Origin of the sequence: Bradyrhizobium sp. CSA112 (assembly GCF_029051645.1) — a bacterium.
Lineage (GTDB): Bacteria > Pseudomonadota > Alphaproteobacteria > Rhizobiales > Xanthobacteraceae > Bradyrhizobium.
In genome coordinates, this window is the sequence record NZ_JAACFS010000026.1 from 66,857 (window position 1) to 87,943 (window position 21,087).

The window sequence follows — 21,087 nt, forward strand, 5'->3', positions numbered from 1 at the left end:
CCCACCATTCCCAGGAAAGTGCAGATATGACCGCCATCGTCGACATCATTGGCCGTGAAATTCTCGATAGCCGTGGCAATCCCACCGTTGAAGTCGATGTGGTGCTCGAAGACGGCTCGATCGGCCGTGCGGCCGTTCCCTCCGGCGCCTCCACCGGCGCGCATGAGGCGGTCGAGCTCAGGGACGGTGACAAGAAGCGCTATCTCGGCAAGGGCGTGCAGAAGGCGGTCGAGGCCGTCAACGGCGAAATCTTCGAGGCCTTGAGCGATCAGGCGGTCGAGGAGCAGGTCCACATCGACCAGATCATGATCGATCTCGACGGCACGCCGAACAAGAGCCGGCTGGGAGCTAACGCCATCCTCGGCGTCTCGCTGGCTTGCGCCAAGGCGGCCGCGGAATCCTTCGATATGCCGCTCTATCGCTATGTCGGCGGCACCTCGGCGCGGACGCTGCCGGTGCCGATGATGAACATCATCAATGGTGGCGTGCATGCCGATAATCCGATCGACTTCCAGGAATTCATGATCCTGCCGGTCGGGGCTGCGAGCTTCGCTGAAGCGCTGCGCTGCGGCTCGGAAATCTTCCACACGCTGCGCGATGAACTGAAGAAGGCCGGCCACAACACCAACGTCGGCGACGAGGGCGGCTTTGCGCCGAACCTTCCGTCAGCCGACGCCGCCCTCGATTTCGTGGTAAGCGCGATCGGTAAGGCCGGTTACAAAGCGGGCAGCGACGTGATGCTCGGGCTCGACTGCGCCGCGACCGAGTTCTTCAAGGAAGGCAATTACGTCTATGGCGGCGAGAACAAGACCCGCTCGCGCTCCGAGCAGGCGAAATATCTCGCCGACCTCGTCTCGCGCTATCCGATCGTCACCATCGAGGACGGCATGTCCGAGGACGATATGGAAGGCTGGAAGGAACTGACCGACCTGATCGGCAAGAAGTGCCAACTCGTCGGCGATGATCTGTTCGTCACCAACGTCACGCGGCTTGCCGACGGCATCAAGAACGGCCGCGCCAATTCGATCCTGATCAAGGTCAATCAGATCGGCACGCTGACCGAGACGCTGGCCGCGGTCGAGCTGGCGCACAAATACGGCTACACCTCCGTGATGTCGCACCGTTCCGGCGAGACCGAAGATTCCACCATCGCCGACCTCGCGGTCGCCACCAATTGCGGCCAGATCAAAACCGGCTCGCTGGCGCGCTCCGACCGCACCGCCAAGTACAACCAGCTCCTGCGCATCGAGCAACAGCTAGGCAAGCAGGCAATATATGCGGGCAAGGCAGCGCTGAAGGCCTTGGCCTAACGCATCGGCGCGGCCAGATATAACCAACACAATGGGGAGATTTCGATGAGCGACGGCAAGAGCGGGCTGCAACTGCGTTCGCTGCTCAAGAAGAGCGGCGAACTCGAACTGTCGCTGGTGGATGTCCCGACGCCGGAACCGGCCGACGACGAAGTCGTGGTTCGTGTCGAAGCGACGCCGATCAATCCCTCTGATCTCGGGCTTTTGATCGGCCCGGCCGAGATGTCGACCGCCAAGGAATCAGGCAGCAAGGACGCGCCTGTCATTACGGCGAAGATGCCGGAATCGGCCATGCGGATGATGGCGGCGCGGCTCGATCAATCGCTCCCCGTCGGCAATGAGGGCGCCGGCGTCGTGATCAGGACCGGATCGTCGGACGCTGCGAAAGCGCTGATGGGCAAGAACGTCTCGATGATCGGCGGCGCGATGTACTCGCAATATCGCACCATGAAGCTGAGGGACATCATGGAGTTGCCATCGGGCACCACGCCTGCCGACGGCGCGTCATGGTTCGTCAATCCGCTAACCGCGCTCGGCATGACCGAGACCATGCGGCGCGAAAATCACAAGGCGCTGGTGCATACCGCTGCCGCGTCGAACCTCGGCCAGATGCTCAACAAAATCTGCATCAAGGATGGCATCGGTCTCGTCAACATCGTGCGCAGCAAGGAGCAGGCCGACATCCTGCACAAGATCGGCGCCAAATATGTCGTCGATTCCACCTCGCCAACCTTCATGGACGACCTTACCAATGCGCTGGTGGAAACCGGCGCCACCATCGCCTTCGACGCCATCGGCGGCGGCAAGCTCGCAAGCCAGATCCTCACCGCCATGGAGATGGCGGCCAACAAGACCGCCAAGGAATACAGCCGCTACGGCTCCAACGTGTACAAGCAGGTCTATATCTACGGCAGCCTCGACAACCGTCCGACCGAGTTGAGCCGGGCGTTCGGCCTGACCTGGGGGGTCGGCGGCTGGCTCCTGACGCCGTTCCTGCAGAAGATCGGCCCGGCCGAAATCGGCCGGCTGCGCCAGCGCGTGGCTTCCGAGCTCAAGACGACGTTTGCCAGTCATTACACGCAAACGGTGTCGCTGCAGGAGACGCTGCAGCTTTCCAACATCGCGATTTACAACAAGCGTTCCACCGGCGAGAAATTCCTGATCAATCCGAACAAGGGCTGACGGCGCTCGGCGCTTTCATCCAGCAATGAACCGGACGGGCCGCTCCGCAAGAGCGGCCCCGTTCTACATTTGCGCGCCGTTGCAGAAAGATTTTTCTCGCAACGAAGCCCCAAAGCCTGTTCCATGCACTTGCATCTTTCTGGCGATCTGGCGTAAGGGAGGGCAGGCGCTTCCGCTTCAAAAGGGATATTCAATGGCCACCCATACCATCGTCACGATCGTCGGCAGTCTCCGCAAGGAGAGCTATTCGCTCAAGATTGCCAATGCACTGGCCAAGCTGGCGCCGGCTTCGCTCAAGCTCGAGGTCACCACGCTGGGCGACATTTCGTTCTTCAACCAGGATCTGGAAGCCAATCCTCCGGCCGACTGGCTGGCGCTGCGCGAGAAGCTGCAGAAGTCGAACGGCGTGCTGTTCGTGACCCCGGAATATAACCGCTCGATCCCCGGCGTGTTGAAGAACGCCATCGACGTCGCCTCGCGCCCCTACGGCAAGAGCTCGTTCCTCGGCAAGCCGGTCGGCATCATCAGCAACTCACCGGGCGCGCTCGGCGGCGTCAGCGCGGCCAAGCATTTGCAAAACATCCTGCCGGGTATTGCCGGCCCGATCCTCGGCCAGCCCGAAATCTACCTCAACGGCGTCGGCGATGCCTTCGACGACAAGGGCGAGCTGATCAAGGAGTCCGTGCAGAAGGTGCTGCAGCAGTATCTCGGCGCGTTCGCTGCGTTCATTGAGAAGCAGAACGGGTAGGCAGACCCATCCACGTCATTGCGAGCGAAGCGAAGCGCGGCATAACCGAAAGATGGATTGCTTCGCGGAGCCTGTCATCGGGCGCGCATTCGCGCGAGCCGGTGGCTCGCAATGACGGGGGAGAGGGCGGGTCCTCATCGCCCGTACCCGCCTTTTTAAGATTTCATTAACCCGGCCGTCGCATCTTGGCCGCATGGTCTCCCGCACCCGATTGAAATCCATTCTGACAGGCCTCGCCCTCTACACGATGGCGGCGCTGATGGTTGGCTATTTCGGCGTCAACGCCTACACCGGCAAATACGGGCTGAACGCGCGCCAGGAACTCGATCAGGAGATCATCGCCCTGACCTCCGAACTGGCGCGACTGAAGCGGGAGCGGGCGCAGGGCGAGCAGCGGGTTTCGCTGCTGCGGTCCGACCGCGTCGACCCTGATATGCTGGACGAGCGCGCGCGGTTTCAACTCGACTACGCCAACCCGCGTGACCTGGTGCGGATCAACAAGCCGAACTGATTTTCAAGCAGATGTCATGAGCATCGCCGTCATCGGGACGATGCCGGCATGCCGGTCCGCAAATTTCAAAAAATCGTCAAATCGATTTCGAAAATGTCTCGCCGCGCTGCAGTGCGGCATAGCAATATATTCTCCAACGCACGCAATCCTTTCACGCCGGTTTGAGTTGGGATAGAGAGGGCTGATCCGTCTCTTCCTTCTCTCTCACCCGGAATTGCCATGGCTGCACCCAAGAAAAGCGTCGTCGCGAAGGAATCAGGGCAGGAAAAGGCAAGCGGGTCCCCACCGGAATTCACCAAGGCGCAGGAATTGGCTGCGCTGCGGGACATGCTCTTGATCCGCCGCTTCGAGGAAAAGGCCGGCCAGCTCTACGGCATGGGCGCGATCGGCGGTTTCTGCCATCTTTATATCGGCCAGGAAGCCGTCGTGGTCGGCATGCAGATGGCCCTGAAACAGGGCGATCAGGTCATAACCGGATACCGCGACCACGGCCACATGCTGGCGTGCGGGATGGACGCCAAAGGCGTCATGGCCGAGCTCACGGGACGTCGGGGCGGCTACTCCAAGGGCAAGGGCGGCTCCATGCACATGTTCAGCATGGAAAAGAATTTCTACGGTGGCCACGGCATCGTCGGCGCCCAGGTCTCGCTCGGCACCGGCCTTGCTTTCGCCAACCGCTACCGTGGCAATGACTTCGTCAGCGTGGCCTATTTCGGCGACGGCGCTTCCAACCAGGGGCAGGTCTACGAGAGCTTCAACATGGCGGAGCTGTGGAAGCTCCCGGTGATCTATGTGATCGAGAACAACCGCTACGCCATGGGCACGTCGGTGACGCGCTCCTCGGCCCTGACCGATTTTTCCAAGCGCGGCGCCTCCTTCAACATTCCGGGCCAGCAGGTCGACGGCATGGACGTTCGCGCCGTGAAGGCCGCGGGCGACGAGGCGGTGGCCTGGTGCCGCGCCGGCAAGGGTCCGTTCATCCTGGAAATGCAGACCTACCGCTATCGCGGCCACTCGATGTCGGATCCGGCCAAATACCGGACCCGCGAAGAGGTCGAGAAGGTCCGCACCGACCAGGACCCGATCGAACAGGTTCGCAATCGCCTGCTGGCCGCCAAGGTCAGCGAGCAGGAGCTCAAGGCCATCGACGCCGAGGTCCGCGAGATCGTCAACGCGGCGGCGGATTTCGCCCAGCGCGATCCCGAGCCCGATCCTTCCGAGCTCTGGACCGACATCTACAGGTAATTCAACACGTACTCCGTAAAAGTGGGACCGGTTTTGCGACTCTGGCTACGTGCATCAAACGAGCGCAGAACCAACTGACGAGTGATTTCGGGAGCCGATATGCCCATTCAAGTGCTGATGCCTGCGCTGTCGCCCACCATGGAAAAGGGCAACCTTGCGAAGTGGCTGAAGAAGGAAGGCGAGACGATCAAGTCGGGCGACGTGATCGCCGAGATCGAGACCGACAAGGCGACGATGGAAGTTGAGGCCACCGATGAGGGCACGCTCGGCAGGATCCTGATTCCGGAAGGCACCGCCGATGTCGCGGTCAATACGCCGATCGCGACCATTTTGGCCGACGGCGAGAGCGCCGCCGATCTCGGCAAGGTGAGCGCGCCGGCGCCGCAGCCGAAGGCCGCAGAATCCGCGCCATCAGCAGAAGCCAAGGCGGAGGCGCCACAGCCGAAAGCCGAGGCGAAGGCGCCGCCGGCAGCCGTCGCCGAGCCCGATCCGGAAGTGCCTGCCGGCACCGAGATGATCACCCAGACCATCCGCGAAGCCTTGCGCGACGCGATGGCGGAAGAGATGCGCCGCGATCCTGATGTGTTCATCATGGGCGAAGAGGTCGCGGAATATCAGGGCGCCTACAAGGTCACCCAGGGTCTGCTGCAGGAATTCGGCGCGCGGCGCGTGATCGATACACCGATCACGGAGCACGGCTTTGCCGGCGTCGGGGTCGGCGCGGCGATGTCGGGACTGAAGCCGATTGTCGAGTTCATGACCTTCAATTTCGCCATGCAGGCGATCGACCAGATCATCAACTCCGCGGCCAAGACGCTGTACATGTCGGGCGGCCAGATGGGTTGCTCGATCGTGTTCCGCGGCCCGAACGGCGCCGCCGCCCGTGTCGCCGCCCAGCACAGCCAGGATTACTCGGCCTGGTACTCGCAGATCCCCGGCCTGAAGGTGATCGCGCCGTTCTCGGCCGCCGACTACAAGGGGCTGTTGAAGGCTGCGATCCGCGATCCCAACCCGGTCATCTTCCTCGAAAACGAAGTCTTGTACGGCCACACCGGCGAGGTACCGAAGCTCGACGACTACGTGATCCCGATCGGCAAGGCGCGGATCGTGCGTTCCGGCAAGGACGTGACGCTGATCTCGTGGTCGAACGGCATGACCTATGCGCTGAAAGCTGCCGACGAACTCGCCAAGGAAGGCATCGAGGCCGAGGTGATCGACCTGCGCACGCTGCGTCCGATGGACACCGACACCATTGTTGCGTCGGTGAAGAAGACCGGTCGCGCGGTGACGGTGGAAGAGGGCTGGCAGCAGTCCGGCGTCGGCGCCGAGATTGCCGCCCGCATCATGGAGCACGCCTTCGATTATCTCGACGCGCCGGTGGCACGGGTCTCCGGCAAGGACGTGCCGATGCCTTATGCCGCGAACCTCGAAAAGCTCGCATTACCCAATGTGGCCGAGGTGGTCGCGGCCGCCAAAGCCGTTTCCTATCGGTAGGTCGATATGGCCGGTCCCAACGAACAGCCGCTGCCGCCTGACGTGATCGGCCGCGAGGACGCCGTCGAAGTTCTGCGCGCGTTCGTGGTCGACGGCGGGCTCTCGATCGCGTTCCAGCGCGCATTCGAGGAGCCTGACATGTGGGGCATGCTTCTGGTCGATATCGCGCGCCACGCTGCCCGCGCCTATGCGCGCGAGAGCGGCTACACCGAGGACGAGGCGCTGACGCGTATCGTCGAGATGTTCGAAGCCGAAATCAACCGGCCGACCGATATGGGCTCAACCACGCCCCGGTCGCAACAGGGTCACTGACAATGCCGATCAACATTTTGATGCCCGCGCTGTCGCCCACGATGGAAAAGGGCAACCTTGCCAAGTGGCTCAAGAAAGAGGGCGACAAGGTCAAGTCCGGCGACGTGATCGCCGAGATCGAGACCGACAAGGCGACGATGGAAGTCGAGGCGGTCGACGAAGGCACGATCGCAAAGATCCTGGTGCCCGAGGGCACGCAGGATGTCCCGGTCAACAATATCATCGCGGTCATGGCCGGCGAGGGTGAGGACGTGAAGGCGGCCGGCGCGGGTGCAGGCGCTGCGCCCGCACCGAAGCCCGCTGAAGCACCTAAAGCTGCTGAGGCACCTAAGCCCGCTGCGGCTACATCTGCACCGGCTCCTGCAACCGGACCGACGCAGGCTGCCGCGCCGCAGGCGGCGGCTTCCGCTTCGCAAGCCAATGGTCACGCGCGCATCTTCTCGTCGCCGCTCGCCCGCCGCCTCGCCAAGGACGCCGGCATTGATCTTTCGCGGATCAACGGCTCGGGCCCGCATGGCCGCGTCGTCGCCCGCGACGTCGAGGACGCCAAGTCCGGCAAGGGCCTGAAGGCGCCGGCTGCCGCGCCCGCTGCGGGGCCGAGCATCGCGCCCGGGATGTCGGACAAGCAGATTCTGGCGCTGTTCGAGGAGGGATCCTACGAGATCGTGCCGCATGACGGCATGCGCCGCACCATTGCGCAAAGGCTCACCGCATCGGTGCAGACCGTGCCGGTTTTCTACCTGACGATGGATTGCGACATCGGCAAGCTCCTGGTCGCCCGCGAGGAGATCAACGGCGCAGCGCCAAAGGACAAGGAAAAGAAGCCGCTCTACAAGCTCTCGGTGAACGATTTCGTCATCAAGGCAATGGCGATCGCGCTGCAGCGGATTCCGAATTGCAATGTGAGCTGGACCGAAGGCGGCATGCTCAAGCACAAGCATTCCGACATCGGCGTTGCGGTGGCGATGCCCGGCGGCCTGATCACGCCGATCATCCGCAAGGCGGAAACCAAGACGCTGTCGACGATCTCGTCCGAGATGAAGGATTATGCGGCGCGCGCTCGGGCGCGCAAGCTCAAGCCGGAGGAATACCAGGGCGGCACCACGGCGGTATCCAACCTCGGCATGTACGGCATCAACCACTTCACCGCCGTGATCAACCCGCCGCATGCCACGATCCTGGCGGTCGGCACCAGCGAGGAGCGTCCGGTGGTCCGCGGCGGCAAAATCGAGATCGCGCAGATGATGAGCGTGACGCTCTCGTGCGATCACCGCGCCATCGACGGCGCGCTTGGCGCCGAGCTGATCGGAGCATTCAAGCAGTTGATCGAAAACCCCGTGATGATGATGGTGTAGGACGAGGGTAACCCGCACCGTCATTGCGAGCGCAGCGAAGCAATCCGTCTCTCCGGCGACAAGGTGGATTGCTTCGTCGCAAGGGCTCCTCGCAATGACGGAAGAACGGTGTCGCACGATGGCAACGAGTGCATAACCAATGGCCGATACTTCCTTCGACGTCATCATCATCGGCTCCGGCCCCGGCGGCTATGTCACCGCGATCCGCGCGGCCCAGCTCGGTTTCAAGACGGCGATCATCGAGAAATCCTATCTCGGCGGCATCTGCCTGAACTGGGGCTGCATCCCGACGAAGGCGCTGTTACGCTCGGCCGAAATCTATCACTACATGCAGCACGCCAAGGATTACGGGCTTTCCGCCGAGAAAGTGTCGTTCGATCCGAAGGCTGTGGTGCAACGCTCGCGCGGCGTATCGAAGCGGCTGAACGACGGCGTCGGCTTCCTGATGAAGAAGAACAAGGTGACCGTCATCTGGGGCGACGCATCGATCGATGCGCCTGGCAAGGTCACGGTGAAGAAATCCGCCGTGGAGGCGCCGAAAGGCGCGCTGGGCGAGGGCGCCTATCAGGCCAAGCACATGATCCTTGCCACCGGCGCGCGGCCGCGCGTGCTGCCGGGGCTTGAGCCCGACAAGAAGCTGGTCTGGACCTATTTCGAGGCGATGGTACCGGAGCGGATGCCAAAGTCGCTGCTCGTGGTCGGCTCCGGCGCGATCGGCATCGAGTTCGCCTCGTTCTTCCACACCATGGGTGCCGATGTCACCGTGGTCGAGGTGCTGCCGCAGATCCTTCCGGTCGAGGATGAGGAAATCGCAGGCCTTGCGCGCAAGCGGTTTGAAAAGCAAGGCATCAAGATTCTCAGCAACACCAAGGTCACAAAACTGGAGAAGAAGGCCGACAGCGTCGTCGCCACCATCGACGACGGCAAGAAGCCGCAAACGGTCGAGTTCGAGCGGGTGATCTCGGCGGTCGGCGTGGTCGGCAATATCGAGGGGCTCGGCTTGGAAAAACTCGGCGTCAAGACTGACCGTGGCGTCGTCGTGATAGACGGCTACGGCAAGACCAACGTTCCCGGCATCTACGCCATCGGCGACGTCGCAGGTCCCCCGATGCTGGCGCACAAGGCCGAGCATGAAGGCGTGGTCTGCATCGAGGCCATCAAGGGCCTGCATCCGCACGCCACAGACAAGAACCTGATTCCCGGCTGCACCTATTGTCACCCGCAGATTGCCTCCGTGGGACTGACTGAGGCTCGGGCGAAAGAGGGCGGCCGCGAGATCCGCGTCGGCCGTTTCCCCTTCGTCGGCAACGGCAAGGCGATCGCGCTCGGCGAGGATCAGGGCCTGGTCAAGGTGATCTTCGACAAGAAGACCGGCCAGTTGCTCGGCGCGCACATGATCGGCGCGGAGGTCACCGAGCTGATCCAGGGCTATGTGGTCGCCATGAACCTGGAGACAACGGAAGAAGAGCTGATGCACACCGTGTTTCCGCATCCGACGCTCTCGGAAATGATGAAGGAAGCCGTGCTCGATGCCTATGGGCGTGTGCTGAATATCTAGCCTAGTCCCTAACCGTCATGCGCGGGCTTGACCCGCGCATCCATCGCGCTTCACAAGAGTCTTGCGAAGAAGATGGATTGCCGGGTCGAGCCCGGCAATGACAAGCAAACCAGAAAGAACAGTTGTGAAAGACAACGACAATCTGACAATCGAACGCCCGACGTTCGTGACCCACCTCGAATGCGCGATGGAAGGCGATCATTACGCCGCCGACCAGATCCATAATCTTTCGAAAGCGGGCAAGCCGCTGCTGGTGCGCTACGACCTGTCGGGCGTGAAGAAGGCGCTGACCAAGGAGGCCCTGGCGCAGCGTCCCGCCGACATGTGGCGCTACCGCGAGTTGCTGCCGGTGCGGAAGGTGACCGACATCGTCAGCCTCGGCGAGATCATGACGCCGCTCGTTCGCCTACAGAGGCTTGCGAAGAAACTCGGCGGCGGCGAGATCATCGTAAAAGACGAGGGACGGTTGCCGACCGGCTCGTTCAAGGCGCGCGGCCTGGTGATGGCGGTGTCGATGGGCAAGGCGCTTGGCATCAAGCACATGGCAATGCCGACCAACGGCAATGCCGGCGCGGCGCTGGCGGCCTACGCCACTTCCTGCGGCATCAAGACAACGATCTTCTGCCCGGCCGATACGCCGGAAGTGAACGTCAGCGAGATTGAGTTGCAGGGCGCCACCGTCTACCGCGTTAACGGGCTGATCGACGACTGCGGCAAGATCGTCGGCGAGGGCAAGGCCAAGGCTGGCTGGTTCGATACCTCGACGCTGAAGGAGCCCTACCGGATCGAAGGCAAGAAGACGATGGGGCTCGAGCTCGCCGAGCAGCTTGGCTGGGAAATGCCTGACGTGATCTTCTATCCGACCGGCGGCGGTACCGGCCTGATCGGAATGTGGAAAGCTTTTGCCGAACTCGAAACCATCGGCTTCATCGGCGCGAAGCGCCCGCGGATGGTGGCGGTGCAGGCGTCGGGCTGCGCGCCGATGGTGCGTGCTTTTGAAGCAGGCACCGAACATGCGCCGCGCTGGGAGGACGCCCACACCATCGCGTCGGGCATTCGCGTACCGCAGGCGGTCGGAGATTTTCTGATCCTGCGCGCGGTCCGCGAGAGCAAGGGATTTGCGATTGCGGTGCCGGACGAGAAGATTTCTGCTGCGCTCAACGAAGTGGCGCGCGAAGAAGGCCTGCTGTTGTGCCCGGAGGGCGCGGCCACTTACGCCGCCTACCAGCAAAGCCTTGCCGACGGCCGCGTGACGAAAAATGATCGCGTGATGCTGTTCAATTGCGCCACAGGGCTTAAATATCCGCTGCCGCCGGTCACGCGTACGCTCGATCGACATCAACCGATCGACTACGCGAAGCTGTAAGGTCCTCATCCTGAGGAGGCGCAATGCGCCGTCTCGAAGGATGGCCGCGAGTCCGGCGGCCTCGTGGTTCGAGGAGCGCGGCGTTGCCGCGCTCCTCGCCGTGAGGGGTGAAATGGCGCCTTGGAGGAAGCACATGCGTAGAATGGTTTTGGCCGCCTTGTTCGCGACGCTGGCATTTTCCGGCTCCGCCATCGCGCAAAATTTTCCTTCGCGCGCTGTCACCATCATCGTTCCGTTCTCGGCGGGCGGTCCATCGGACGCGATGGCGCGGATACTCGCCGAACGCATGAAGACTACGCTCGGCGAGCAGGTCCTGGTCGAGAATGTGACGGGAGCAGGCGGTTCGGTCGGCGTCGGTCGCGCGGTGCGCTCGGCTCCTGACGGCTACACCGTCAGCTTCGGCCACCTCGGCACCCACGTCGCCAATGGCGCGATCTACAAACTCGGCTACGATCTCGTCACCGATCTCGAACCGGTCGCGTTGCTGCCGAGCAACCCGATGATCATCGTCAGCAAGAACGCGGTGCCCGCCAAATCGCTGAAGGAATTCATCGCCTGGCTGAAGACGCAGCCGTCGCCGCCGACCGCCGGCACCGCTGGCGCTGGCTCCGGAAGCCATATTGCCGGGCTCTATTTCGAAAACGTCGCCGGCGTCAAACTGCAATATGTGCCGTATCGCGGCACCGGACCCGCAATGAACGATCTCGTCGCCGGCCAGATCGATATGATCGTCGACCAGACCTCCAACTCGATCGGGCAGGTGCGCGCAGGCAACATCCGCGCCTATGCCATCACGGACTCTAAGCGCGTAGAGTCTGCTTCCGACATTCCGACCGTCGACGAGGCGGGGTTGCCTGGATTCCACATGACGCTGTGGTCCGGCCTTTGGGTCCCCAAGGGCACGCCAAAGGACGTCGTCGCAAAGCTGAATGCCGCGGCGGTTGACGCCCTGAATGATTCGGCCGTGCGCAAGCAGCTCGAAAACCTCGGTCTGCAGATGCCCCCAAAGGACAAGCTCGCGCCCGAAGCGCTCGGCACCTGGCAAAAGGCCGAAATTGCAAAATGGTGGCCGATGATCAAGGCCGCCAACGTCAAGGTGGACTAGCTCCCGATCCGCACGCGGATGAATGTGCAAGACCGGGGACGGGGAACCTACCGGTAGCGCGGACGTTAACGCTTCGATAGGTATACGGAGCGCGCAATGGCTGATAATGACAACCGATCCAAGGGCACAATCGGACTCATTCTCGGCGGAATCATCGCGGCGGCCGCCGCTGCATTCATTCTCACCGGCGGGGAATTGGGCGGAGTTAAAGAAGTGACCAGCGATTCTGATCTTCCGCCGGTCGCGCCCGGAAAGAAATAGCGTGGATCACTAGTTCGTCATGTGCGATTGGCTCCGACTGGAACCCCCAGTTTGAGTTGGTAGGAGTGACATCATCTCCATGACGCAACGTCGTTCCTCAAGACTTCGCCGTTGCAGGTATCTTGTATCTACGTATCGCCAGCACTGGGCTCGAACGGACCCGGTTCGGAGAAGCCCTCGATCGATTCGACCTTTGCGTAGTTCTCGGCGATGCTCTCGGGGGTCAGATGTGGATCGTAGAAGCCAGGCCCCATGACGATAGCGATACGTTGGATTGCTCCGGCTCCCACGTTGTAGATCCTGTTCGTCTCCGAACAACTATCGCTTGCCAGCCAGACGATCGCTGGCGCAACAGCCTCAACCGGCATGGCGGCTCTTCCATCTGCTTCAGACAAGCGCGATCCTGCGGCCGGGTGCATTCTCGTGTACGCGATTGGCGAAATGGTGTTCACGAGAATCCCGTGCTCAGCGCCTTCTAGTGCAAGAATGCGCATCAATCCGACTACTGCGCACTTGGCCGCCGCATAGGTGGCTTGGCCACGTAATCCGAACAGGCCGCTGACTGACGTCGTGAGGATGATCTTCCCATAGCGCTGTGCGACCATATAGGGCCAGGCGGCCTTCACCGTGTTGACGGGCCCGCCGAGGTGCACGCGCCAATAGTGATCGAAATCGTCAAGGGTGGCGTCCTCGAATAGCTGGCTTCCGAGGATACCAGCGTTGTTCACGAGAAGGTCTATTCTCCCGAAACGCTCGATGGTCGTCGCGATCAGGTCACTGCCACCTTCGGGGGTGGAAACATCGCTGTCATTCGCGATTGCCTCGCCTCCATGTGACCGAATGAGGTCGGCCACCTGTTCCGCTATCATGGAGTCCTTCCCGGATCCCGATACGTCGGTGCCCAGGTCGTTCACCACGACCCGGGCACCGCGTTCGGCGAGAAGTTCGACGTGTGCCCGCCCCAGCCCGCGGCCTGCCCCGGTCACAACCGCGACCTTCCCCTCTAACGAAATTCGTTCAGTCATCTCGTTATCCTCTTCCGACAAGCATCAACCAAGGGCTTGTAACGAAATAAGCGCTTCACTGTGCGGAGCGTAGCGGGAGTACGTGTAGTTCGAGTTTGGATGGAACGCGTCGTATCGTATGCTGATGGCGGCGAGTTGGGCGTCGGAGATCTTGCCGCCTTTCGGATAGCTGCCGGCGCCGATGTCGTAGGAGAAGGCGAGCATGCGTGGCTCGACTCGGTTCCACTTGCCGGTACAGGGCGGGTGGTGGACGACGATGCAGATGGCCAGGCCAGTTTGGTGCGATCGAAGCTTCCGACGGGGCGGCCAACCAGCGATTTCGGTCGACACCAAAAAGAAGGAGCTGGTCGGTGACTTCAAGAACAGCGGCCGGGAGCTGCGGCGCAAGGCCGGCCCCAGGCTGCCCGTCACAACTTCACCGGCTGGCGGCTGCCTCGGCGGCCGGCAGCGGCGCCGCGTTCGTCTCCTGCGTCACGACGCGCTGGACGGTCTTCGACGCCACCGCGGTGCCGTTGTCAAACCTCACGCGATAGACCGCCAAACTCTCGACCACTCGCTGGACATAGTTCCGCGTTTCGGAAAACGGAATCCGCTCGACCCAGTCGACCGCGTCGACCTTGGGGTCGCGCGGATCGCCATGGGCCTTGACCCAGTCCCGCACCCGGCCCCGGCCAGCATTGTAGCCGGCAAAGGTCATGATGTGATTGCCCTTGTATTCGCTCAGCAGCGCGCTCAGTTCGGCGGCGCCCATCTGCGTGTTGTAGACCGGGTCGGAAACCATCCGGTCCCAGTCATAGCTGATGCCAAAGCGCTTGGCGGTATCGCGTCCGGCTTCCGGCGTCACCTGCATCAGGCCGACCGCATCCGCCGCAGACTTGTCGCGCTGATCGAACGCGCTCTCCGTGCGCGCCACCGAATAAATCATGCTGTGCTCGATTTCGGGGGCGAGCTGGCGGTGCGGCGGAATCCCGATGGTGGGAAAGGCGTAATGGTCGAGCGGCAGTCCGCGGCCGAGCGAGGGCTTTCCGACCTGCAGCATCGCGCGGGCGTCGTTGCGGCGGCCGGTGAGCTCGCCGAGCGCTTCGAGCAGGGCAACGTCAGAGCTTTGTTCGCCGAGATCGGCGGCAAAATAAAGCACGACGTCGCGTTCGCCGATCTCGTAGAGCATGTCGGCGGCGCGCACGCGTTCGTCCGTGGCCGAAGCACCGGCGGACGCGAGAACGGGCGAGGGCGCGCGAAGTTCGATCTGGTCACGGCCAAGCCTGGCGCGCGCCATCTGGCTGTAATAGGCGGTCGGGTAGCGGGCGGCCGCTTCATAGCTCGCACGCATCGCATCCGTCTGGCCAAGGGCTTCGGCCGCGCGTCCGCGCCAGTAGTTCGCCCGCGCCAGCACGATCGGATTGGTCGCGCCGTCGTCGATGTGGGCGAAATGCGTGGCCGCGGTTTTGGGATCGTCGAGGTAGCGGAGCGCGATCCAGCCGCACATGAAGTGGACGTCGGCGCGGTAGTATTCATTGGCCGGCGCTGCGGCGGGACGGATCACATCGTAGGCGGTCTGGAACTTGCCCTCATCAAGCAGCTTGCGGGCGAGCATGCGCCGCTCGCGCCACCATTGATCGGTGTCCTGCAGCGCCATGGTCTCGGGTGCCGCGGCCAGCATCAGGCGGGCCGCATCGTCAATGCGGTTTTGAGCGAGCATCCACTGGATGCGGCAAAGAGTGTACCCAAGATCCTGCCGTGCCTCGGCTGCGACATCGTCGAGCGCATCCAGCGCCTTGTTCGCTTTTCCCCTGACCGCGGCACAGGCCTTCACGATTGCAAGCTCGTCGTCGCCGAGGCGCTTCGCGGCGCGTTTCGCGCCGGCGAGGTCCTTGGCGCCGATGCGCTTGTCCATGCGCGCACGGTGGTCATCGCGGTTGAGAAAATCGCGGAACGTCTCGAACGCTGCGGTCTCCAGCCACTCCGACAATTCGTCCGAACGCCATGCATCGCGCGCCAGCCGGGCCGCGCCGTCCCGATCACCCTCTGCGAGCAGCACGCGCGCCAGCGCCAATTTGCCCTTGGCGCTCGTGGGCCGATCGCCAATGAAGCCGCGAACCGTCGCCGCATCGCTGCGCTCTTCCCACAGCCGCGCCTCCGCGCGCCGGCGCAGCAACGCGATGCTCGGCCATTCCGGATTAGCGGCGATGAACGCCGCGTAGCGGCCGAAAGTCGCTGTCGTCTCCGGGCGGCGCAGGATGAACCACTCGACGAGCTTCTGCGCCGCCGGATCCGCGAGCCTGTTCCTTACGGCCGTCGCCTCTTCGGTCTTTGCCTTGCGCGCGAGATCGATGGCTTCCTTCACCAGCGCAAGGTCTCCCGTCAGCGGAGCGACGGCCTCCCTGGGAGCAGGCGAAGCCATCGACGGCTTCGGCTTGCGTTGTGCGGAAGCGTGTTTGGCGTGCCGACGTTTCCCGGACGCAGCGCTGCGATGAGGACGAGCCTCCTTCACGTGCGACTTCCTGGTCGCGTCGTGCGCCTTCTGGGTGTGTGGCTTATGGCTGGCCCGCGCGGTCGCATCCGTCGAAAAGAGGGCAAGCCCGGCTAGCGTGAAAAAACAAGACAGCGAGCGTAAGCACCGGTTCATTCCATGGTCCCCCTGCGAAACCCACGTCACAAACGCTGTCAAAGCCAAGAGATCGAATGATGCGTGTGGCCCTGATCTGTTTCGAAAGATGCCACAACCCCCAATCAGTAATTGTCACTTCGCGCAACAAATGCGCGCAAAATGAGGCGACGCACGCAAAATGAGGCGAATGGAACCCAACATTTCCCGGCGTAACGCCGCGCAGTCGTGCGAATAAGGAATTTCAACGCTTACGCCATCGATAGCGGGCGCGTGGCATCGCCTCCGACTGCGGACGAAGCGGCCTGCCGGGCTGAATGCTGCGACGATCAACGCCCCTGAACGATCCGGCCGTGCGCAAGCAGCTCGAAAATCCCGGCCTGCAGATGCCGCCGAAGGGCAAGCTCACGCCCATGGGCAGCGGGACCTATCCACGCAGTCCAGCGCCCGGCGACGATTGAATCGACACCGGACGCTGGAGGACAAGGGCCGGGAGGCGGCCCTTGTCCGTGATTGCGCCTTGTTGTTTTCGGCTTACCCATACATGGCCATGTTGGCCATCGCCGTCGCTTCGTTGTGGTGGCCGCCGTCGGTGCCGCCACCGGCAAGCACGCCGTCGTCCTCCAGATCGAAGTGCGCGCCGCCGAGTTCGCCGACCTTCTCGTAAGCGCCGTACACGGTTTGCGTAACCGCGATATCGCTTTGCTTCACCAGGTTGCCGTAGACGGTGATCGTGCCCAGCAGATCCTCGTCATGCGCGCCGGCATTGCCCTGCTGGCTGATGACGGTGATCACGCTGTAGTCGTTCCTGCCGTCACCATTGCTGTCCTTGTGCTCGATCGACTTCACCTCGGCAGTGTGCGCCGAGATTTCGATCTTGTCGCCCTGGGCGCGATTGAAGTCGCGGATCACGTCGTTGCCGAAGCCGTCGACCCAGTGGTCGTGAGTGGCGTTGTTCTCGCCGGTGACGCCAACCCAGTCGATGGTGCCGTCGTCGTTGACGTGCTTGGCAACGATCTCGTCCTTGGCGTTGACCATGCCTTCGAAGCGGAAGGTGTCGCTGCCGCGGCCACCGGTGAGGGTATCGTTGACTGCCTTGAACGCGGCCGTCTCTTCCGCGAAGATCTGCGTCGTGCCGTCCTGGGCCGCGACCATCTCGCCGGAGTCCGAGCGGCTGAGCAGGACGTCGTTGCCGGTGCCGCCATCCATCCGGTCGGCGCCGAAGCCGCCGACCAGAAGATCGGCGCCGGAGCCGCCTGCCAGATTGTCGTTACCCGAACCGCCCCACACCTTGTCGTCGCCGGAGCCGGCATTGAGCGTGTCGTTACCGGCCATGCCGGCGAGCGTGTCGGCTTTGGCGCCCGCGAACAGGGTGTTGTTGCCCGTCGTCCCGTTCAGATGATCATGGTCGGCACTGCCGCCCGTAAACCTAGCGAAGAAATCCTCGAAGCGGCTATTGTCGAGGAAGCCGTTCAGATTGAAGCGTGCCATTATTCAAACCTCTTACTCAGAGGCCTCACGAACTACAAACGACCACCACGGATTTTGGGAATCGTGAAGTGATGCGCGCGGGCAAGACGTGAGGCGTGACTCCTCACCCGCATCGAAGAAGAAACAGCAAAACGGGTCCGTGACTGGACGTGCACGCGGCGGATTTGCGCAGGCTAGGGGCAATATGGTGACGCGAAAGGCATTCGTGCGGTCGATCGTTCAACGCGTGCCTCAATTGCCGCGGCGGTCAAAATGTCTGCGATAAGTTGTGCACGGCGTTGTTCTGTCTTGCGTATGAACGATAAGTCCGCGGTCCACCGCGTGACGAAAACGCGCGCAAAGAGTGCCGGCCGCACAAAATTGACGCGATCCCCGTTCGAACACGATTGATGTCAGGCGCGGTAACTTTCGGTGTGTGCAGTGGCGTCGGCAGAGCGATCGAACGATCATGGGCTGCAGGGACGTCGTTCGAATTGCGTTGTCCGATTCTCGGCGACGTTCGGGCGGTCACCAGATTCAGTTTGGTCGCGCGATGACGCGAGGCGAACCAGCGTTGGGGAAACCGCTTTATCGAGCACTCTTGGGTTGTGACCGGTCGCTCGGAGTCTCGAAATCGTGATCGTCGAGTGGGTCGCGCAGTGGCTTCGACGCCCCAAATAATGGTTGCCGCTGGGCCACGATTGTTGCGTGGCCGCAACAGTAGGCGAGCATTTGGTTAATTGTTCCACCTGCCTCTTGCTTGCGCCGCTTTTTAGCCACACCCCTCCATGAAACCATTTCTTTCTTAAGCTGATTAGCCTCAGCGCCGGCGTAGGCGACGGGAAATTGCTCCCGAGACCGACCAGGAAATGGCTGAGGAAATAGGTTCGCGCGGATGGACGCCAAGACCGACATCAAGAAGAGGTTGCCGAGCCGTCATGTGACGGAGGGGCCCGAGCGCGCGCCCCATCGGTCCTATCTCTATGCGATGGGGCTGACCACCCAGCAAATCCACCAGCCCTTCGTCGGCGTCGCGTCCTGCTGGAACGAGGCCGCGCCCTGCAATATCTCGCTGATGCGCCAGGCGCAGGCGGTCAAGAAGGGCGTCGCTGCCGCCGGCGGCACCCCGCGCGAATTCTGCACCATCACCGTCACCGACGGCATCGCCATGGGCCATGACGGCATGCGCTCGTCGCTGCCGTCCCGCGAGTGCATCGCCGACTCGGTCGAGCTGACCGTCCGCGGCCATGCCTACGACGCCCTCGTCGGGCTTGCCGGCTGCGACAAGTCGCTGCCGGGCATGATGATGGCGATGGTCCGGCTCAACGTACCCTCGATCTTCATCTATGGCGGCTCGATTCTACCGGGCAATTTCCGCGGCCAGCAGGTCACGGTGCAGGACATGTTCGAGGCCGTGGGCCGACACTCGGTCGGCGAAATGTCGGACGCCGATCTCGACGAAATCGAGCGGGTGGCTTGCCCGTCCGCCGGTGCGTGCGGCGCACAATTCACCGCCAACACAATGGCGACGGTGTCCGAGGCGATCGGCCTGGCGCTGCCATATTCGGCTGGAGCGCCAGCGCCTTACGAGATTCGTGACGCGTTTTGCGCCGCCGCCGGCGAGAAGATCCTGGAGCTGATCGCAGCCAATATCCGGCCGCGCGACATCGTCACCCGCCGCTCGCTGGAAAACGCCGCTGCGGTCGTTGCCGCCTCGGGTGGGTCGACCAATGCTGCGCTGCATCTGCCGGCCATCGCGCATGAGTGCGGCATTAAGTTTGACTTATTCGACGTCGCCGAAATCTTCAAAAAGACACCATATGTCGCGGATTTGAAGCCAGGGGGCCGTTATGTTGCCAAAGACATGTTCGAGGTTGGTGGCATTCCGCTTCTGATGAAGACGCTGCTCGACAATGGCCACCTGCATGGGGATTGCATCACCGTCACGGGCCGTACGATCGCCGAAAACCTCAAGAGCGTGAAATGGAATCCGCACCAGGATGTGGTGCGGTCCGCCGACAACCCGATCACCGTCACGGGAGGCGTTGTCGGGCTGAAGGGCAATCTCGCGCCGGAGGGTGCGATCGTGAAGGTCGCGGGCATGTCGAAGTTGAAGTTTACTGGTCCTGCCCGCTGCTTCGACCGCGAGGAAGACGCCTTCGAGTCGGTCCAGAAGAAAACCTACAAAGAGGGCGAGGTCATCGTGATCCGCTACGAGGGGCCGCGCGGCGGTCCCGGCATGCGGGAGATGCTCTCGACCACGGCGGCGCTGACCGGGCAGGGGATGGGCGGCAAGGTCGCTTTGATCACCGACGGCCGGTTCTCCGGTGCCACCCGCGGGTTCTGCATCGGCCATGTCGGGCCGGAGGCGGCCGTGGGCGGTCCGATCGCCCTGTTGCAAAATGGTGACATTATCGAGATCGACGCCGAGGTCGGAACCCTTAACGTAAAATTGACCGACGCCGAACTCGCCGAACGTAAAACCAAATGGGCGCCCCGAGAGACTAATCATACGTCGGGTGCGCTGTGGAAATATGCCCAACAGGTTGGGCCGGCGGTGGATGGGGCTGTGACCCATCCTGGCGGTGCGCACGAGAAACAGTGTTATGCGGACATCTAGGCGTATCATTTTCGCGTTGATGCTGGGGGCCACACCGGTGGCCACTCCCGGATTCGCATTTGATGGCGCACCGGTGAAGCCGGACGCCACGCTGCCCATGATGAACCAGCCCGCCGCCGCGCAGGCCGTCACTGCGCAGGCCCTGAAGAAGGCTCCGCCGGCGCCGCCCGCGACGGCAACGCCGGTTGCCGCGTCCTCGCTGACTTCGCTGCAATATGCCGCCGAGGGTGGCCATCCCGTCGCGCAGTGGAAGCTCGGCCGGATGTATGCCGATGGCAATGGCGTCATCCAGGACGATCTACGCGCCTTCGAATATTTCAGCCGCATCGCCAACGCGCATGCCGAGGACAGCCCGTCGGCGCCGCAGGCGGCGATCGTCGCCAACGCCTTCGTGGCGCTGGGCCGCTACTACCTGAACGGCATCCCCAATTCCAAGATCAAGGCCGATACGGACCGGGCGCGGGAGATGTTCTCCTATGCCGCGTCCTATTTCGGCAACGCCGATGCGCAATACGATCTGGCGCGGCTTTATCTGAAGACGCCGGACGCCTCGCGGGACGATTTCCGCTACGGCGCGCGCTGGCTTGGCCTGGCTGCCCAGAAGGGCCAGCATCAGGCGCAGGCCATGCTCGGCCAGATGCTGTTCAACGGCGACCGTCTGCCGCGGCAGCCCGCACGCGGACTGATGTGGCTGACCTTGGCGCGCGACAACGCGGCTCCCGACGAGACCTGGATCCGGGAAAGCTATAACCGCGCTTTCGCCAAAGCCTCCGACGACGACCGCGCCATGGCGCTGCAGATGCTCGAGCACTGGGTGCAGGGCAAGCGGGACTGACGGCTGCGAAGCTGCTGTAACCGGTATGGTGGGCAAAGCGAAGCGTGCCCACTATCTCTCCGAAATCATTGGTGAGAATGTCAGA

19 protein-coding genes and 1 pseudogene are annotated in these 21,087 nt (G+C 62.7%); 16 read left to right on the top strand and 4 right to left on the bottom strand.

The features are described 5' to 3' along the window. Positions 1-26: 26 nt before the first annotated feature. From eno to GWE18_RS30370, 12 genes are all read left to right on the top strand, one after another. Positions 27-1,310 (top strand): phosphopyruvate hydratase, encoded by a 1,284-nt coding sequence (gene eno / locus GWE18_RS30315; RefSeq protein WP_275189391.1) that lies wholly within the window; start codon positions 27-29, stop codon positions 1,308-1,310. Positions 1,311-1,355: 45 nt separating this feature from the next. Further along, positions 1,356-2,492, top strand: a complete 1,137-nt coding sequence (locus GWE18_RS30320) for a zinc-binding dehydrogenase (RefSeq protein WP_275189392.1) — start codon at positions 1,356-1,358, stop codon at positions 2,490-2,492. Between the two features lie 193 nt (positions 2,493-2,685). Beyond that, the gene (locus GWE18_RS30325; protein WP_275189393.1) at positions 2,686-3,240 is read left to right on the top strand and encodes an NADPH-dependent FMN reductase; all 555 of its coding nucleotides are present in this window, start codon (positions 2,686-2,688) and stop codon (positions 3,238-3,240) included. Between the two features lie 193 nt (positions 3,241-3,433). Beyond that, complete coding sequence (locus tag GWE18_RS30330) at positions 3,434-3,751, top strand: septum formation initiator family protein (protein WP_057848798.1); 318 nt, start codon at positions 3,434-3,436, stop codon at positions 3,749-3,751. 219 nt (positions 3,752-3,970) lie between these two features. After that, positions 3,971-4,996, top strand: coding sequence for a pyruvate dehydrogenase (acetyl-transferring) E1 component subunit alpha (pdhA, locus tag GWE18_RS30335; RefSeq protein WP_275189394.1), 1,026 nt, complete (start codon positions 3,971-3,973; stop codon positions 4,994-4,996). Positions 4,997-5,095: 99 nt separating this feature from the next. Continuing rightward, a complete protein-coding gene (locus GWE18_RS30340; protein ID WP_275189395.1) occupies positions 5,096-6,490 on the top strand; it encodes a pyruvate dehydrogenase complex E1 component subunit beta in 1,395 nt (464 codons plus the stop codon). 6 nt (positions 6,491-6,496) lie between these two features. Then, positions 6,497-6,802: a DUF5076 domain-containing protein gene (locus GWE18_RS30345; protein ID WP_057848795.1), complete on the top strand. Its 306-nt coding sequence runs from the start codon at positions 6,497-6,499 to the stop codon at positions 6,800-6,802. A 2-nt stretch (positions 6,803-6,804) separates the two neighbouring features. Next, the gene (locus GWE18_RS30350; protein WP_275189396.1) at positions 6,805-8,157 is read left to right on the top strand and encodes a pyruvate dehydrogenase complex dihydrolipoamide acetyltransferase; all 1,353 of its coding nucleotides are present in this window, start codon (positions 6,805-6,807) and stop codon (positions 8,155-8,157) included. A 139-nt stretch (positions 8,158-8,296) separates the two neighbouring features. Beyond that, a complete protein-coding gene (lpdA, locus tag GWE18_RS30355) occupies positions 8,297-9,715 on the top strand; it encodes a dihydrolipoyl dehydrogenase (protein WP_275189397.1) in 1,419 nt (472 codons plus the stop codon). A gap of 124 nt (positions 9,716-9,839) precedes the next feature. Next, a complete protein-coding gene (locus tag GWE18_RS30360; RefSeq protein WP_275189427.1) occupies positions 9,840-11,081 on the top strand; it encodes a threonine synthase in 1,242 nt (413 codons plus the stop codon). Between the two features lie 133 nt (positions 11,082-11,214). Next, complete coding sequence (locus tag GWE18_RS30365) at positions 11,215-12,186, top strand: tripartite tricarboxylate transporter substrate binding protein BugD (RefSeq protein WP_275189398.1); 972 nt, start codon at positions 11,215-11,217, stop codon at positions 12,184-12,186. Between the two features lie 96 nt (positions 12,187-12,282). Beyond that, positions 12,283-12,447, top strand: coding sequence for a hypothetical protein (locus tag GWE18_RS30370; RefSeq protein WP_275189399.1), 165 nt, complete (start codon positions 12,283-12,285; stop codon positions 12,445-12,447). Positions 12,448-12,575: 128 nt separating this feature from the next. On the opposite strand, the gene GWE18_RS30375 is transcribed toward GWE18_RS30370, so the two are convergent. Both GWE18_RS30375 and GWE18_RS30380 read right to left on the bottom strand, forming a co-directional pair. After that, positions 12,576-13,472 carry an SDR family NAD(P)-dependent oxidoreductase gene (locus GWE18_RS30375; RefSeq protein ID WP_275189400.1) on the bottom strand — a complete coding sequence of 299 codons (897 nt, stop codon included), beginning with the start codon at positions 13,470-13,472 and terminating at the stop codon, positions 12,576-12,578. Between the two features lie 24 nt (positions 13,473-13,496). Continuing rightward, complete coding sequence (locus GWE18_RS30380; RefSeq protein ID WP_275189401.1) at positions 13,497-13,676, bottom strand: hypothetical protein; 180 nt, start codon at positions 13,674-13,676, stop codon at positions 13,497-13,499. Between the two features lie 100 nt (positions 13,677-13,776). Here GWE18_RS30380 and GWE18_RS30385 point away from each other — a divergent pair. After that, positions 13,777-13,851 (top strand): annotated as a pseudogene (locus GWE18_RS30385) (hypothetical protein); the annotation flags it as partial. Positions 13,852-13,887: 36 nt separating this feature from the next. Here GWE18_RS30385 and GWE18_RS30390 read toward each other — a convergent pair. Further along, positions 13,888-16,098 (bottom strand): lytic transglycosylase domain-containing protein, encoded by a 2,211-nt coding sequence (locus GWE18_RS30390; protein ID WP_275189402.1) that lies wholly within the window; start codon positions 16,096-16,098, stop codon positions 13,888-13,890. A 296-nt stretch (positions 16,099-16,394) separates the two neighbouring features. Here GWE18_RS30390 and GWE18_RS30395 point away from each other — a divergent pair, with 296 nt between their 5' ends. Then, complete coding sequence (locus GWE18_RS30395; RefSeq protein ID WP_275189403.1) at positions 16,395-16,538, top strand: hypothetical protein; 144 nt, start codon at positions 16,395-16,397, stop codon at positions 16,536-16,538. Positions 16,539-16,611: 73 nt separating this feature from the next. Here GWE18_RS30395 and GWE18_RS30400 read toward each other — a convergent pair whose 3' ends face one another. Next, positions 16,612-17,568, bottom strand: a complete 957-nt coding sequence (locus GWE18_RS30400; protein ID WP_275189404.1) for a calcium-binding protein — start codon at positions 17,566-17,568, stop codon at positions 16,612-16,614. 874 nt (positions 17,569-18,442) lie between these two features. Between GWE18_RS30400 and ilvD the strand changes: the two genes are divergently transcribed. Next, positions 18,443-20,167, top strand: a complete 1,725-nt coding sequence (ilvD, locus tag GWE18_RS30405) for a dihydroxy-acid dehydratase (protein WP_275189405.1) — start codon at positions 18,443-18,445, stop codon at positions 20,165-20,167. Then, positions 20,154-21,002 carry a tetratricopeptide repeat protein gene (locus GWE18_RS30410; RefSeq protein WP_275189406.1) on the top strand — a complete coding sequence of 283 codons (849 nt, stop codon included), beginning with the start codon at positions 20,154-20,156 and terminating at the stop codon, positions 21,000-21,002. Before ilvD ends, GWE18_RS30410 begins: the two co-directional genes overlap by 14 nt. The last annotated feature ends 85 nt before the right edge of the window (positions 21,003-21,087 follow it).